The organism is Agathobaculum sp. NTUH-O15-33, from assembly GCF_033193315.1.
Lineage (GTDB): Bacteria > Bacillota > Clostridia > Oscillospirales > Butyricicoccaceae > Agathobaculum > Agathobaculum faecihominis_A.
Genome location: NZ_CP136187.1, coordinates 3188589 through 3203639, shown reverse-complemented (window position 1 = coordinate 3203639; position 15051 = coordinate 3188589). Strand labels below are relative to the sequence as shown.

General features: G+C 53.7%; 13 protein-coding genes and 1 other annotated feature. Of the genes, 8 read left to right on the top strand and 5 right to left on the bottom strand.

The features are described from left to right. The first annotated feature begins 128 nt into the window (after positions 1 to 128). Positions 129 to 581, top strand: a complete 453-nt coding sequence (tnpA, locus tag RWV98_RS15480; protein ID WP_317861216.1) for an IS200/IS605 family transposase — start codon at positions 129 to 131, stop codon at positions 579 to 581. A gap of 116 nt (positions 582 to 697) precedes the next feature. Here the strand turns inward: tnpA (RWV98_RS15480) and RWV98_RS15475 are convergent, their stop codons facing one another. Then, on the bottom strand, positions 698 to 3310 hold the full coding sequence (locus tag RWV98_RS15475; protein WP_317861879.1) for a valine--tRNA ligase: 2613 nt from the start codon (positions 3308 to 3310) through the stop codon (positions 698 to 700). 52 nt (positions 3311 to 3362) lie between these two features. After that, positions 3363 to 3581: a binding site (T-box leader), on the bottom strand. Between the two features lie 219 nt (positions 3582 to 3800). On the opposite strand from RWV98_RS15475, the gene RWV98_RS15470 reads away from it, so the two are divergent. From RWV98_RS15470 to RWV98_RS15440, 7 genes are all read left to right on the top strand, one after another. Beyond that, entirely contained in the window at positions 3801 to 7058 is a 3258-nt protein-coding gene (locus tag RWV98_RS15470) for a leucine-rich repeat protein (RefSeq protein WP_317861877.1), read from the top strand. Then, positions 7015 to 7761: an S-layer homology domain-containing protein gene (locus RWV98_RS15465; RefSeq protein ID WP_317861875.1), complete on the top strand. Its 747-nt coding sequence runs from the start codon at positions 7015 to 7017 to the stop codon at positions 7759 to 7761. Before RWV98_RS15470 ends, RWV98_RS15465 begins: the two co-directional genes overlap by 44 nt. A gap of 441 nt (positions 7762 to 8202) precedes the next feature. Continuing rightward, positions 8203 to 8760 carry a hypothetical protein gene (locus RWV98_RS15460; RefSeq protein ID WP_317861873.1) on the top strand — a complete coding sequence of 186 codons (558 nt, stop codon included), beginning with the start codon at positions 8203 to 8205 and terminating at the stop codon, positions 8758 to 8760. A 419-nt stretch (positions 8761 to 9179) separates the two neighbouring features. Next, the gene (gene tnpA / locus RWV98_RS15455) at positions 9180 to 9632 is read left to right on the top strand and encodes an IS200/IS605 family transposase (protein ID WP_317861216.1); all 453 of its coding nucleotides are present in this window, start codon (positions 9180 to 9182) and stop codon (positions 9630 to 9632) included. A 257-nt stretch (positions 9633 to 9889) separates the two neighbouring features. Next, complete coding sequence (locus tag RWV98_RS15450) at positions 9890 to 10324, top strand: BlaI/MecI/CopY family transcriptional regulator (RefSeq protein ID WP_317861871.1); 435 nt, start codon at positions 9890 to 9892, stop codon at positions 10322 to 10324. After that, positions 10315 to 11448, top strand: a complete 1134-nt coding sequence (locus RWV98_RS15445; RefSeq protein WP_317861869.1) for a M56 family metallopeptidase — start codon at positions 10315 to 10317, stop codon at positions 11446 to 11448. Before RWV98_RS15450 ends, RWV98_RS15445 begins: the two co-directional genes overlap by 10 nt. Positions 11449 to 11465: 17 nt before the next feature. Further along, on the top strand, positions 11466 to 11711 hold the full coding sequence (locus RWV98_RS15440) for a hypothetical protein (RefSeq protein ID WP_317861868.1): 246 nt from the start codon (positions 11466 to 11468) through the stop codon (positions 11709 to 11711). 324 nt (positions 11712 to 12035) lie between these two features. Here RWV98_RS15440 and RWV98_RS15435 read toward each other — a convergent pair whose 3' ends face one another. The 4 genes from RWV98_RS15435 to RWV98_RS15420 form a co-directional block, all read right to left on the bottom strand. Further along, positions 12036 to 12749 (bottom strand): sigma-70 family RNA polymerase sigma factor, encoded by a 714-nt coding sequence (locus RWV98_RS15435; protein ID WP_280962842.1) that lies wholly within the window; start codon positions 12747 to 12749, stop codon positions 12036 to 12038. 3 nt (positions 12750 to 12752) lie between these two features. After that, positions 12753 to 13184, bottom strand: coding sequence for an anti-sigma F factor (spoIIAB, locus tag RWV98_RS15430; protein ID WP_280962843.1), 432 nt, complete (start codon positions 13182 to 13184; stop codon positions 12753 to 12755). A gap of 3 nt (positions 13185 to 13187) precedes the next feature. After that, the gene (locus RWV98_RS15425; RefSeq protein WP_280962844.1) at positions 13188 to 13505 is read right to left on the bottom strand and encodes an anti-sigma factor antagonist; all 318 of its coding nucleotides are present in this window, start codon (positions 13503 to 13505) and stop codon (positions 13188 to 13190) included. A 228-nt stretch (positions 13506 to 13733) separates the two neighbouring features. Continuing rightward, positions 13734 to 15029, bottom strand: a complete 1296-nt coding sequence (locus RWV98_RS15420; RefSeq protein WP_317861865.1) for a bifunctional folylpolyglutamate synthase/dihydrofolate synthase — start codon at positions 15027 to 15029, stop codon at positions 13734 to 13736. Positions 15030 to 15051: the final 22 nt, after the last annotated feature.

Below are 15051 nucleotides of genomic sequence, written 5' to 3'. Positions count from 1 at the left end.
TTTGCAGAGCAAATACGGTAAGAACCGCCCGCAATGCGGGTGGGATTCAAGTTTAAACAAAAAAGGACTTCCAAACTGATAAAATGGTGAGTGTTCAAGCCACCAAAGAAACAGAAAGGAAGACCTTTATGGCAAACAGTTTAGCACATACAAAATGGGTATGCAAGTATCACATCGTATTCACACCGAAATATCGAAGGAAAATAATCTATAAGCAGCTGCGAAAAGATATACAGCAAATTATAAAGGATTTGTGCAAGTGGAAGGGTGTGGAAATCATCGAAGGGCATATGATGCCTGACCATATTCATTTACTCGTAAGCGTGCCGCCGAAATACAGTATCTCGCAGTTTATGGGATATTTAAAAGGGAAAAGTGCGATGATGATATTCGAGCGGCATGGGAATTTAAAATATAAATTCGGCAGTCGTAATTTCTGGGCGACTGGATATTATGTGAGCACGGTAGGAATCAATACGGCCACGATTCAAAAATATATCAGGGAGCAAGATAAGCAGGATCAAATCGAAGATAGCTTAAGTAAGAAAGAATATGTTGACCCTTTCAAGGGTAGTAAGTAGTCTTACCATCAGGGCTTGAACGAAGTGAAAGCCAGCGTCTTTTAGGCGCTGGCTTTTTTATGCCCTTATAGGGCTTGTTCATGCCACCCCGCTTTGGGGTGGTCATGACTTGGTGTTTATTGCAGGGCTTCGATGGAGGAAGCCAGCTTTGTGAGATGTTCGCGCAGGCTGTCCGCCTTGGCGCGTTCGACTGCTACGACCTTTTCCGGGGCCTTGGCGGTGAAGCCGGGGTTATCCAGCTTCTTCATGACAAAGGCGAGGTCGTCCTCTACCTCGGCCTTTTCCTTGAGCAGGCGCGCGCGCTCGGCTTCAAAGTCGATCAAATCGCCCATGGGCATATAAAGCTGCGCGTCCTCGGTGACGACGGAGGCCATTTTGGCCGCGTCCGCCGGGGCCTGCGTGATCAGCTCGATCTCCGAAGCGTAGGCCAGCTTGGGGAAGAAGCCGCTGCCGGCGTTGAAGGTGGCCGTCTTTTCGGTCAGGATCAGAACCTTGGCCTTTTTGGAGGGCGGCACGTTCATTTCCGCGCGGCGGTTGCGGATGGCGCGCACGGCGTTCATCAGCGTTTCCATCTGCGCTTCCTCGGCGGCGAAGTTCAGTTCTTCCTTGTATTCCGGCCACTGGGAAATCATGACGCTTTCGCCCTCGTGCGGGAGCGCCTGCCAGATGGTCTCTGTGATGAAGGGCATGAACGGGTGCAGCAGCTGCATCGCGCCGGAAAGAACGTAGCACAGCACCTTCTGCACGTTCTCGTCCCCCGTTTGCAGGCGGGTCTTGGCGATCTCGATATACCAATCGCAGAAGTTGTCCCAAATGAAATCGTTCAGCTTGGACGCCGCAAGGCCCAGCTCATACTGGTCGATGTTGCGGGTGACCTCGCGCGCAAGGGTGTTGAACTTGGAAACAATCCACTTGTCTTCCAGCGTGAGGGTCTCGGGCAGGTCGGCCTTCTGTATGGTCAGGTTCATCTGGATAAAGCGCGAAGCGTTCCAAATCTTGTTGCAGAAATTGCGGGACGCTTCCACGCGCTCGGTGGAGAAGCGCATGTCGTTTCCGGGGCTGTTGCCGGTGGCGAGCGTAAAGCGCAGCGCGTCCGCGCCGTACTGGTCGATCACCTCGAGCGGGTCGATGCCGTTGCCAAGGGATTTGGACATTTTGCGGCCCTGCGCGTCGCGCACCAGACCGTGGATATAAACGGTATCAAACGGGGTCTCGCCCATGTGCTCCACGCCGGAGAAGATCATGCGGGCGACCCAGAAGAAGATGATATCATAGCCCGTGACAAGAACGGAGGTGGGGTAGAAATATTCCAGCTCCTTGGTCTTTTCCGGCCAGCCGAGCGTGGAGAACGGCCACAGCGCGGAGGAGAACCAGGTATCGAGCACATCCTCTTCCTGCCGGACGTTGTGCGAGCCGCACTTGGGGCAGGTGTGGATATCTTCCTTGGAAACAATCATTTCGCCGCAATCGTCGCAATAGAACGCGGGGATGCGGTGGCCCCACCAAAGCTGGCGGGAGATGCACCAATCGTGCACGTTTTCCATCCAGCGCAGATAGGTCTTGGAGAAACGGTCGGGCACGAACTTGGTTTCGCCATCGGTTACGACCTTCATGGCGGGCTTTGCGAGCGGCGCCATTTTCACGAACCACTGGGCGGAGGTCATGGGTTCCACCGTGGTGCCGCAGCGGTAGCAGGTGCCTACGTTGTGCTCGTGCTCCTCGATCTTAACGAGGTAGCCGCCCTCTTCCAAATCCTTGACGACGGCTTTCCGGCACTCGTAACGGTCCATGCCGTTATACTTGCCGCCGTTTTCGTTCACGGTAGCATCCTCGTTAAAGACGAGAATCTGTTCCAGATCGTGGCGCTGGCCCATCTCGAAGTCGTTCGGGTCGTGGCAGGGCGTCACCTTGACGCAGCCGGTGCCGAACTCCATATCGACGTATTCATCGCCGAAGATCGGAATTTCGCGGTTCATGATGGGCAGGATGCAGGTCTTGCCGATCAGGTGCTGATAGCGTTCGTCGTTCGGGTTGACGGCCACGCCGGTATCACCCATGAAGGTTTCCGGGCGGGTGGTTGCGACGATCAGATCGCCCGAGCCGTCCGCGAGCGGGTAGCGGATGTGCCACAGCTTGCCGGGCTGGGTTTCGTATTCGACCTCCGCGTCGGATAGGGCGGTGGTGCAGTGCGGGCACCAGTTGATGATGCGGTGGCCCTTGTAAATAAGGCCCTTGTGATACAGATTGACAAATACCTCGCGCACGGCCTTGGAGCAGCCTTCGTCCATGGTGAAGCGCTCGCGCTCCCAGTCGCAGGACGAGCCGAGCTTTTTCAGTTGGTCGATGATGCGGTCGCCGTATTTGTTTTTCCAATCCCAAACGCGCTCTAGGAACTTTTCGCGGCCAAGGTCGTAGCGGGTCTTGCCCTCTTCCTTGCGAAGGGCTTCCTCTACCTTGATCTGCGTGGCAATGCCCGCGTGGTCGGTGCCGGGCATCCACAGGGCTTCGTAGCCCTGCATGCGCTTGGTGCGGATGAGGATATCTTGCAGGGTCTCGTCGAACGCGTGGCCCATGTGAAGCTGGCCGGTAACGTTCGGGGGCGGGATAACGATGGTGAAGGGCTTTTTATCCGGGTTTACCTCGGCATGGAAATAGCCCTTGTCGTTCCAGAAGCGGTACAGCTTGTCTTCTACCGCTTTGGGGTCATAGGTCTTGGGCAGTTCGCTCATAAATATGATCTCCTTTAAAAATGTGGCGGAAAATAAAAAAAGCTCCGTCCTATGACAGGACGAAGCATGGCTCCGTGGTACCACCTGATTTTCCGGGCGCTGACCCGGACACTCAACAGCCCGTAACGGGGGCCTGCCGGAACGGCTTACATACGCTTCAGCCGTTCTGCTCGGAAGCGACCTTCTCCCCGTCCGCCCAAGGGCTTGCACCAGCCGCCCTCTCTCTAAAAGGCCCGGAAGCGGGAATACTCCTCTTCTTCGCAGCATTTTTCTGCTATAACTTTTTTAGTATAGCGGGAAAAGCGGGGTTTGTCAAGTCAAGGCGGGCAGTTTCCTTCATTCCGTGCGGTGCATAGGATGAAACTGTCACTATCCTTAGGCTTCGCAGTATGGTATAATTTTATGTGTAAAAAACTGCGATTTAAGGGTAATATGGTAAGCCGATATTTTGAGATAAGAAACGCCGCCGATATGGGCAGGAGGGCACCTGATGAAGAAAAGATGGACCGCTGGAATACTAATTTTGTGCATGGTGGTTTCCTTGCTGCCGGGTACGGCGCTCGCGGCGGAGGAACAAGCGCCGCCCGCTGTCTACAGCGAGGGGCAGAGCATCGATTATGAGCGGCTGTACACCACGGCGGGCGCGACGGGCGGGGTGTCCATTATCGGGCTGAACACCGATTATGTAAAGACTCTCTCGCCTGACGAGGATGGGATTACGCGTATTCCGCTCGTTATTCCCGCGCAGATTGGCGGCAGAGATGTGGTGGAGATCGCCAATGCGGCGCTTGGCAAGCATAAAATGAAAGATCCGGTTTATGAAAACGTGCGGTTTACAGAGATCGATCTGTCGAACGCAACCGAATTGCAGAAAATTGGGGAAAGAGCGTTTTACAATATGACGGGTTCCTATGAGGTGTACGAGAAACTGGACAGTACGCTGACTATTCCCAATGGGATCACGACGATCGGCAGTAATGCTTTTGGTAATCTTAAGGGTTTGCACGGTGACCTGCTTTTGCCGGACAGTGTGGAAACGATAGGCGACAGCGCGTTTGCTTGGACCGGGCTGGACGGTACCTTGAAACTGCCGGATAATCCGGCGTATACCAAGGTAAGCATGCAGTTTGCGTATGAATCGCCGTTGACGGCGATCGCGGGGCTGACGGCGGAAGGCGTTTTTCCATCCGCTATCACAGAACTGGGGAAGAACGCGTTTGGTTATACCAACATCACGGGCGACGTGGTTTTGCCGGATACGATCACGATCTTAAACTCCGCCTTTCAGGGGTCTCAGATTGATTCGCTGTATGTGCCGAAGAGCGTAACGGCGATTGCTTCGACGATCATTGCGAACTGCGACCAATTAAAATGGGCGGGGCTGGATTTTGATTCTACCATTCGTGTTCTAAAAGCGGATGATATGAACACAGAAGCTAGGTTTATGGGATCGGGCAATTACAGAAGCGATTTAAACGTCGTTTTAAATAATAAGGAAGCGTACGACTATTTAGAGGGAAAAACGTATTCCGTATATCAAAATAGGCTTACCTACCAAACCACGCTGTCGTTTTCCGGTTTGGACAGTAGCTACGACCGGCCCGTGCTGCACGACCGGCCCATCAACTGGGAGCTGAACAGCGACGGCTACACGTATTTTGAAAACACGGATTACAAATTCCCCAAGGGCGAGGGGAACGCGTGGAGCTTTACGGAAGGCGACGTGATTAACACCGTGGCCGAGACTGATAAGGCCACGGGCACGGTGCTGTATCCGGTAACAGCCGAGCCCAAGGTGACGATCACGACCAGCGGCGATATCAAGAAGGTGTATGACGGGGAAACCACGTACTTCACGATCACCGCCACCCTGCCCGAAGGGTATGAACTGAAAACCTCGGCCACCGCGCAGCCCGGCGACTATTTTATGCATTACCAGTGGTATAGCTGGTCGCAGGGCGTCAACGCGCCGGTGGAATATACCAAGATCTATTCCGGGCCCGCCAACGCCATTGGGTTTTCCGATGTGGCGGACAGCATGGATGGGCAGTACGACAGCAATAATATCGCCCACGGATATTATGTAATAGCGGTTTTTTATAAAAGAAACGAGTCCACCAATACGTTGCTGCACCGGGAAGATATTTATTTCAAAGTAAGCATTACCAAGGCCACCCCGACCGTCGCGCCGGAATATCCGGCGGTGTCGATCGCGGGCAAAAAACTGGCCGACCTGCCGCTTGCGGCGGGGAAGGACGCGGGCGCGGGAGTGATCGCTTGGTCGGAAGCGGAGGAAACCGTCCGCGAGGGCGGCGGCGAATATAACTGGGTGTTCACACCGGAGGATACTGAAAATTATGAGACCGTGACCGGCGCGGCGAACATCACCGGTAAAAAAGGCCATTCCATTACGATAACCGACAGCGCGGGCGTGGGCGCGGCGGGTTCGCGGGTGCACGCGGACGACGCGGTGAGCCGGCTGGAAACACAGGGAGATCAAACGACGCTTTTCGTTATTCCCGATGAAACAGTGACCATTTTGCCCGGCTCGCCCGCGGCGGGCAACGGTATCGGCGCGGTCACGGTAAAGACGGCGAGCGATGGCACATTAGTCGCCGCCGAGCGGCAGGAGGACGGCGCCTATACCTTTTCCATGCCGGACGCGCCGGTGGCAGTCACGGTCACCTATCGGCAAGAGCACACGGTAACGGTAACAGCGGGCGCGCATGGCACGGTCTCGCCCGCCGGAACGGTAAGCGCGGCGGCCGGAGAAGCGCTTACCCTTACCTTTACACCGGATTATGGCTACAAGCTGGCCCGCGTAACGGTGGACGGCGCGGCGGTGCCGGTCAACGGCAATACGTTTACGCTGATTCCGGAAAAGGACTGCGCCATAGAGGCCGTATTTGAACAACTGGTGGTAGACGATCTGGATGAAATCGTCGATAACCTGCCGGAGGCCCCTTCAAGCGGAGACCAAAGCGCGATCGACGCGATACTGGACGCAAAAATGCACTATGAAGCCGTGAAGGATGAGCTGGAAGGCGCGGACGAAGCCGCCGAAACGCTCAACGACAAATTGGCGCAGCTGCCGAACGTGAAGGTGCGCGTGGAGGCCGACGCCGCGCCCGCCGCGCCGCAAAACACGGGCAGCCTACTGGAAAACATGACGAGCGAGGACGCGGAGGCGCTGAAAACAGGCGCGGCCGCGCAGTTTGAGATCGTGCTGGAGGTAGCGGAGGCGAAACCGGAGGACGCGGTGCAAGAATCGATCACGAACGCGCTGGGCGGCGCGTTGGTCGCAAGCTTTGCGGATGTGACGGTGAAAAAGATCATCACCGACGCGCAGGAGAAGCAAGAGATCGTGGAGCTGAGCGAGCTGAAGCGGCCGGTCGAGTTGGTATTCCCGATCCCGGCGGAGCTTCGACAAACGCCCGGCAATATCAGCCGCGAATTCCTCATTTTGCGCACGCATCAGGTAGACGGCGCGCAGGTGACCGAGGCGCTCCCGGATGAGGACGACGACCCGAATACCTACACGGTGCGCAGCAGCCGAGTTTTCCGTTTATACGCTAGCCTATCAGGATACGCAGCGGGAAAGCTCCGGTTCGAGCGGGAGCGCGACCTATCGGGTCGCTGTGGCGGAGGGCGCGGCGCACGGCGCCGTAACGGTGGACCGGTATTATGCGGCCCGAAACGCAACCGTGACCATTACCGTGAAACCGGATGCGGGCTATACGCTGGGTGAGCTGACCGTGACCGGCCCGAACGGAAAAACCGTGGCGGTGACGGATGCGGGGAACGGCGTTTATAAGTTCCAAATGCCCGCGGGCAAGGTGACGGTGGCGGCTTCCTTTTCCGCATCGGATGGCTGCGCGTACAGCGACCACTGCGCGGCAAAGCGCTTTACCGATGTACCGGCGGCGAGCTGGTACCATGAAGCGGTGGATTACGTGGTGGGGCACGGGCTGATGAAGGGTGCAAGCGACACCACGTTCGCGCCCGATGTCGATACCACGCGCGGCATGCTTGCCGCCATCCTGTACCGGCGGGAGGGAAGCCCCTCCGTCGGCGCGGAAAGCGCGTTTACGGATGTGGCAACAAACCGGTATGATACTGCCGCGATCACTTGGGCCAGCGCTGAGGGCGTTGTGACCGGCTATGGCGGCGGCCTTTTCGGGCCGGACGACGCGCTCACCCGCGAGCAGCTTGCGGCCATTCTGTACCGCTATGCGCGGCTGCGGGGGCACGATGGTTCTGTCGGGGCCGACCTGTCCGCGTTCAGCGACGCGGCGCAGATCAGCGCCTATGCCACGGACGCGATGCGCTGGGCCAACGCCGCCGGACTGATCACTGGCAAGGGCGGCGGCCTTCTGGACCCGAAGGGGAACGCCAAGCGCAGCGAGACCGCCGCGATCCTCATGCGGCTGAATCGGTATTTGGAAGCGTAGGGCGGCTGAAAATATCTGTAAATCGAGCCAAGGGCCGCGTTACAAAATAGAAGAGCGTTTCGATGAGAGCGAATCTCGCGCGAGCGAGCGGTTTTATGTAAATTCCGCGCGTTCGCGCGAGATTCTTCACTTTGTTCAGAATGACATACGGAGATTCTTTTGTTTTGTAACGCACCCTTGGTTTTTTTCGTTGTCTTTGAATTGGGCTTTTCGGGGATGGAATGGACTATAAATACGCCGGATTTGCATAAGCCGATATTTTTTTGAACTGGAATTGATAGGGAGCCGAAAACAGGGCCGACAGATTGAGATGTAAATATTCAGATTTTCATTGACAAGCGGTTGGGCTATATATACAATAAAATCAAACGAAACATGATAAAGGTGAACTGATATCTCTATAGGTGAGCAGAATGACACACGGCATAAAGAGCTGACTGCATGCCTCTGAATGGCAAAGGAGATGGAAAAGAAATCATGAAGAAAATATTCATCGCTTGCGTTTGTTTTGCTGTGCTGGGGCTTGTCGGTTGCGGTACGGATGGCGCAAATACATTACGGATCGAACAACGGGAGATTAGCATTCCGTCGGAAATTTCCGTTGTTACTTCTCTTGAGGATAGACAAAGCACCTTTATGAAAGATGATATGGTATGTGGCGGTATCCGGTTTTACGAGGTGACAGGGGAGCGGTTAACGAGTATTGAGTCCCTGCTCAGTGACCGGGTTCAATTTGATACGTCCATGGATAAAAAACAGTTTTTGTGGGAGATTACGGCTGACGAGGATTTGAAAAACGCAGATCCCTTTTCCATGTCCAGTTCGTCTTTCGGCGCAATATACGAAGTAACCTATAAAAACGCGGAAGGGGAAGAGACAACACACTATTATTTCATAGCTTCCGATACGGGGTTCTATGATGTTTTTAGCGTTGATTCGCGTATGCAGGAAGGGACAAAAACGAAAATTCTTGAACAATTTCGTTCGCAGGACGAGTGAGCAGGCGACAAGCAAAAGGAGCGACTAGACAAAATTCTACAAAAAAATAAAAGTTTATGTTGACATTTGGCCGGACTATATATACAATAGAAACAGAAAACGGAACACCTTGAAGGTGAATTGATATCTTGGTGGGTGAACAAAATAGAACCGGCGTTTCTGGTGCGCTCTGCAAAGCGCCGCGTTGGGTTCCCCCCGCATAATAACGACCACTCCTATCATTTCTATCATAGCAAAAAGCTCCTCCTTTAAAAGGGGAGCTTTTTGTATTAGTGCTTTAGCGGTGGCGTATTTGCAGAGCAAATACGGTAAGAACCGCCCGCAATGCGGGTGGGATTCAAGTTTAAACAAAAAAGGACTTCCAAACTGATAAAATGGTGAGTGTTCAAGCCACCAAAGAAACAGAAAGGAAGACCTTTATGGCAAACAGTTTAGCACATACAAAATGGGTATGCAAGTATCACATCGTATTCACACCGAAATATCGAAGGAAAATAATCTATAAGCAGCTGCGAAAAGATATACAGCAAATTATAAAGGATTTGTGCAAGTGGAAGGGTGTGGAAATCATCGAAGGGCATATGATGCCTGACCATATTCATTTACTCGTAAGCGTGCCGCCGAAATACAGTATCTCGCAGTTTATGGGATATTTAAAAGGGAAAAGTGCGATGATGATATTCGAGCGGCATGGGAATTTAAAATATAAATTCGGCAGTCGTAATTTCTGGGCGACTGGATATTATGTGAGCACGGTAGGAATCAATACGGCCACGATTCAAAAATATATCAGGGAGCAAGATAAGCAGGATCAAATCGAAGATAGCTTAAGTAAGAAAGAATATGTTGACCCTTTCAAGGGTAGTAAGTAGTCTTACCATCAGGGCTTGAACGAAGTGAAAGCCAGCGTCTTTTAGGCGCTGGCTTTTTTTATGCCCTTATAGGGCTTGTTCATGCCACCCCGCTTTGGGGTGGTCATGACTCTGCCAAACCGCTCCACGAAGGCAGGCAGCGTTTAGCAAAATTTTAAAAATTTTGGCAAATACGGTTGACAGATAGAGCGGTTCGAGATACAATAAAAGCACAAAAACACCGCATGGGTGATTTGATATTTGTAAAGGTGAAATAAATGCGAAGCATTAAATTGTCAAACTCGGAAGAGATATTAATGAATATTTTTTGGCGGGAAAACGTGCCGCTTACCAGCGCGCAGCTCGTCAAGCTTTCTACTGAGCAGAATTGGAGCAGTAACTATATTCACAAGCTTCTAAGTTTGCTGCAAGAAAAACAGTTTTTAACGATGTGCGGCGTTTTGCAAGAAGGCAAACATTACTCCCGGCAGTTTACACCCTGTTTTGATAAGGAACAATATATATCAAAAATTTTAGAATCGCAGGGCGTGGGCACGGCTTCTTTGGCAAAAATTGCAGTTGCCCTTGTGAAAAAGCAAGCTGGTGAAAAACCGGACGACAAGAACGAGAAGCTAATTGCGGAACTTGAAAAAATGGTAGAGCAGTTTGAAACAAAAAATAAGGACAAAAATAGAGATGTGACATGCAAATAACTTTGTTTTCTTTTCTCTCGGCAGTTCTGTGGAGCAGCGTTTTAATTATCGCAATTTACTTTTTGCGGAAATCGAAGCACTATAAGCATTACTTTGGCGTTCTATCAATCGTTTTGCTGTATTTGTTCTGTGCGGCACGGGTGTTTTTGCCGATCGAACTGCCACATACTTATGTGATTGGAAATGATACGATATATCCGCAGATATATAAATTACTTGTTAACGAAAACGAGGTGGTAGGGGGTATATCTCTTTATCAAATCCTTATTGCAATTTGGGTCAGCGTGTTTATTGTATTAATGGTTCGCTATATTGGGAACTATTATAAGGCGCTTAAAAGCATTAAGCAATACGCTGTGCCTTACGGTGAAGATGAGGATCGCATCCTAGGAGAAGTAAAGAGCCTAGCCCGAAAAGATATTAAGGTTTCCGTTCTGATGACCGGCAATATCAGCGTACCGTTTGGGTTTGGCCTTTTCCGCAAGAAAATCCTACTGCCATTCGGCAACTACCCGGAAGACGAATTGCGTTATATTCTTCTACATGAATATACGCATTTTATCAACCGGGATATTCCGGTTAAACTGTTAATATCGTTTTTCTGCATGATTTTCTGGTGGAATCCCGTTGTTTATCTTTTGAAAAAAGATTTAGAGCAAACGCTGGAAATCAAATGTGACCTAGCGCTGGCCAAGCATTTAAATCCACAGGAACGGGCGGCCTACTTATGGACGATTATTAACACGCTAAAGCGGGATTGCGCTCAAACGATGCCGCCATGCGCCGCGACCGCATTTTTTAATTACAATTCTGCGGCAGAAACCAAAGAGCGTTTCGCTGCGGTCATGAATTGTGACAAAGGAAAGTACCATGTTGTAACTAACGCACTGTTTATGTGCATTTTTGTTTTCTTATTGCACTTTTCGTATTCAGTTGTGCCGCAACCTGTGTTTGAAGCGCCGAAAAGCACTGAGCAGGATGCAGTAGATTTCAATCCATCTAACTCATATATTCAGCAGGAAGCGAACGGAGAGTATTGGTTATACATTAAAAATACTCGATACTTACCTGTGGCAGAAGAAGAGGTGGAGTTTTATAAAAACACAGGATTTTTAATTTATTAATAAGGAGCGAATAAAGAATGAAAAAAAGGTTATTATGTGCCATCAGTGCTGCGGTAGTGCTCGCAAGCGCTGCCCCTGCCGCGTGTGCGGCTGACGTAACCGCCCAAACGCCTTCTGTGGAAACCACCACTTCGGCTGCTGAGGTGACCCCCCGTGCGGATGTGATTGTTACAAAAACGAGAGTTCTAGGTGGAAGGGTGCAATACCGCCGCTGGAATGAAACGCGGGGATATTGGGTCGACCCCGAATGGATTTATCTTTAAAATTCATAACAAAAAGCTCCTCCTTGAAAAAGGGGGAGCTTTTTTGTGTCAATGTCATTCAGTTAAGAATGAGCAAGTAATAACTGGGTAGCAAACACCCTTTGGGCTCCCCCTAACGAGGGCATATGCGTAAATTGAAGCAGCGTATGCATAGCGCGCTCTTTGGGCTTCCCCCGACGAGGGGAAGGCCAGAAAGCGGTCTTTGCCCCCCGCGCGTTGCTTAAGTTTACGCATATGCCCTCGTGGAGGAAAGGCCAAAGGGATGCGCTAGGAGTCAGTTATTCTTATTTTAATAGCATTGGCTTTTTTGTGCTTTATCCTTTGCTATCCGCTGTCCGTCAGTTGGCCGCGCAGGTGGGCGATGGCGCGCTTTTCAATGCGGGATACCTGCACCTGCGACACGCCGATGAGCTTGGCGACCTGCTGCTGGGTCAGGTCGCGCGAGAAGCGCAGGGCGAGCACCTCTTGGTCGCGCTCGGGCAGGGTGCGTATGGCTTCGCGCAGCGAGAGATACAGGCAGGCGCGCTCTTCGAGCCCGTCGTCGCCGATCAGGTCGGACAGGTGGCCGCCGCCCGAAAGCTCGCGCTCAAAGGAATCCACCGTTACGTTGGACTGTTCGCAGGCCGCTACCTCTTCCGGGGTAAGCCCGGCGGCTTCGGCGATTTCAGAGATGGTGGGGGAATTGCCGGTTTTGGCGGTCAGCTCGGTTTCGATGCGGTGCAGCTTGGCCGAACGTTCCTTCATGGCGCGGCTGACCTTGACCGCGCCGTCATCCCGGAGAAACCGCCGTATTTCGCCCGCGATTTTGGGTACCGCGTAAGTAGAAAACTGCGTGCCGAGTTCCAGATCGAACCCGCGCACCGCCTTGATAAACCCAACGGCGGCAAGCTGGTATAGATCGTCCGGCTCGACGCCACGCCCGTAATAGCGCCGCGCGATCGACCAGATCAGGCCGCTGTTCTCCTGCAAAAGACGCGCTTCGGCTTCGCGGTCACCCGCCGCCGCGTCGCGCAGCAGGTCGCGCGTTAGTTCGGTCATGGCCTATCGCTCCGATAGCGTCTTGATCATGGTCACGAGCGTGCCGCGTCCCTCGGTAGAGCGGACGCGAAGCTTGTCCGTAAAGGTCTCCATGATGGTGAAGCCCATGCCCGAACGCGTATCGTCGCCGGTGGTGAACATCGGCTGGCGCGCCTTTTGCACGTCCGCGATGCCGCGTCCCGCGTCCTTGATCTTGATCTCCAGCGCGCGTCCCTCGAAAAGGCGCACGGACACGGTGATAAAGCCCGCTTTATCCGCGTAGCCGTGGACAATGGCGTTGGTCACCGCCTCCGACACGACGGTTTTGATATCGCCCAGCTCCTCCATCGTCGGGTCGAGCTGGGAAACAAAAGCGCCCACGGCCTGCCGGGCGAACGCCTCGTTTACCGAGTGACTTTCAAATTTAATGCTCATTTTATTGACTACGCCGCGCATCGTTCATTCCCCCTTTTCAAAAATCATGACCTGCGGCAGACCGGCCGCTTCAAACACGCGCATGGCCTGCGGCGGCGCGCCGCGCACGGCAAAATCGCGCCCGCTGCGTGCCGACGTGCGAAACAGGTGCATAACGACCGCTAGGCCGGAGCTATCCATAAACGTAAGCCCGTGCAGCTCCAAAACCAGCTTTTCACAGGGGTAGAGCGCGAGCAAATCCTCCGATTGCTCAATCGCAAGGCGCGCCTCGTGATGATCCAGGTCGCCCGCGAGGGAAACAATTAATGTGCCCTCTTTCATGGTTGGGGTGATTTGTAACATTAGCCACACCACACTTTCAGTTAATTAGTAGTTAGGAATTAGTAATTAGTAATTGGGAGCGGCGACAGTTTGAGCCGGGAAATAAGGCGTTGGCGCTTATGTAAGGCAAAAATCGTGAAACAGAAACGGAAACGCTAAAATAATTACTAACTACTAATTCCTAACTAAAAAAAACGGCTTGTACCGTTTTTTTTCGGTACAAGCCAAAGTTTACCATATAAAATGTTTTTATTCGGTCGCTTTCTGTCGCGTGCGGAGGATCTTTTCCGCTTCGCCGACAAGGTAGATCGAACCGCAGACCAGCACGCAATCGTTGGGGGCTGCGTTTTCGAGCGCGAGGGCGATCGCCCGCTCGGCGGTGCCGCAGTCGAACACGGCGTCGCAATCCTGCTCGGCCAGCGCGGCCAGCGTGGTGGTGATGAGCGCGCGGTCGTTATCCGGGGCGCAGGCGTAGAAGATATCGGCCCGGCGGGCGAGCTGCCGCACGCAGACTTCGTATTCCTTATCGCGCACCATGCCCATGACGACGTGCAGGCGCTTGCGGCCCAGCATTTCATCGATCGCATCGCACAGAGCGTCCGTGCCCGCCACGTTATGCGCGCCGTCCAGCAGAACAAGCGGGTTTTCGCGCACGCGCTCCAAGCGGCCCGCCATGCGCGCCGAGGCAAGGCCGCGCACCACGGCGGAAACGTCGATTTTCCAGCCGCGCTCGCGCAGGGCCTGTATGGTGTGCAGGGCGGTGAGCGCGTTTTGCAGTTGGTAGCGGCCCGGCATGGCGAGCGTGTAGCCCTGCCCTTCGTACAGAAAAGCGGTGTTGTGAATATCGCACCGCAATACGGTGGTATCCGTCGGGAAGGAGCACCAGATCGCGCCCGCCGCGTCGCACGCGCGCCGCAGGACGGGGAGCGCCTCCGCCGGCTGATCGACCGCGCAGACCACCGCGCTGGACGGTTTGATGATGCCGGCCTTTTCCGCCGCGATCTCGGCCACGGTATCGCCCAAAGCGTCCATATGGTCGCGCGAAATGGGCGTAATGACGCAGACCTCCGGCGGGTCGATGACGTTCGATGCGTCGCACCGGCCGCCAAGGCCGGTTTCCAGCACGACGATATCGCACTCCTGCTCTAGAAAGTAGAGAAAGGAAATGGCGGTGGTAAACTCAAATTCGCCTATGGTCTCGCCTTCGGGCAGGGTAAGGCTTTCCGCCGCGAGGGCGACGCGCTCGGCCAGACGGGACAGGTCGCTGTCCCCAATCATGGCGCCGTCCACGCGGATGCGCTCGTGAAAATGGACAAGATAGGGCGAGGTGTTCAGCCCGGTGCGGTAGCCCGCGCAGCGCAGGGTGTTTGCGATCATGCAGGCGGTTGAGCCTTTGCCGTTGGTGCCCGCCAAATGCACGCATTTCAGGCGCTTCTGCGGATCGCCCAGCGCGGCGCAAAGCGCGCGGATGCGGTGCAGCCCGGGCGCGCCCGAAAAGCGGCCGAGCGAGTGGATGTATTCGATTGCGGTTTTCGGTTGATCCATAATGGGTAATAACCTTCACTTT

Bases quoted from the DNA above. Each gene is read 5' to 3' on its own strand.
- spoIIAB (WP_280962843.1), bottom strand. From the start codon at position 13,184: ATGCGCGGCGTAGTCAATAAAATGAGCATTAAATTTGAAAGTCACTCG.
- RWV98_RS15460 (WP_317861873.1), top strand. From the start codon at position 8,203: ATGCCTCTGAATGGCAAAGGAGATGGAAAAGAAATCATGAAGAAAATA.
- RWV98_RS15435 (WP_280962842.1), bottom strand. From the start codon at position 12,749: ATGACCGAACTAACGCGCGACCTGCTGCGCGACGCGGCGGCGGGTGAC.
- tnpA (WP_317861216.1), top strand. From the start codon at position 9,180: ATGGCAAACAGTTTAGCACATACAAAATGGGTATGCAAGTATCACATC.
- RWV98_RS15470 (WP_317861877.1), top strand. From the start codon at position 3,801: ATGAAGAAAAGATGGACCGCTGGAATACTAATTTTGTGCATGGTGGTT.
- tnpA (WP_317861216.1), top strand. From the start codon at position 129: ATGGCAAACAGTTTAGCACATACAAAATGGGTATGCAAGTATCACATC.
- RWV98_RS15475 (WP_317861879.1), bottom strand. From the start codon at position 3,310: ATGAGCGAACTGCCCAAGACCTATGACCCCAAAGCGGTAGAAGACAAG.
- RWV98_RS15420 (WP_317861865.1), bottom strand. From the start codon at position 15,029: ATGGATCAACCGAAAACCGCAATCGAATACATCCACTCGCTCGGCCGC.
- RWV98_RS15450 (WP_317861871.1), top strand. From the start codon at position 9,890: ATGCGAAGCATTAAATTGTCAAACTCGGAAGAGATATTAATGAATATT.
- RWV98_RS15425 (WP_280962844.1), bottom strand. From the start codon at position 13,505: ATGTTACAAATCACCCCAACCATGAAAGAGGGCACATTAATTGTTTCC.
- RWV98_RS15445 (WP_317861869.1), top strand. From the start codon at position 10,315: ATGCAAATAACTTTGTTTTCTTTTCTCTCGGCAGTTCTGTGGAGCAGC.
- RWV98_RS15440 (WP_317861868.1), top strand. From the start codon at position 11,466: ATGAAAAAAAGGTTATTATGTGCCATCAGTGCTGCGGTAGTGCTCGCA.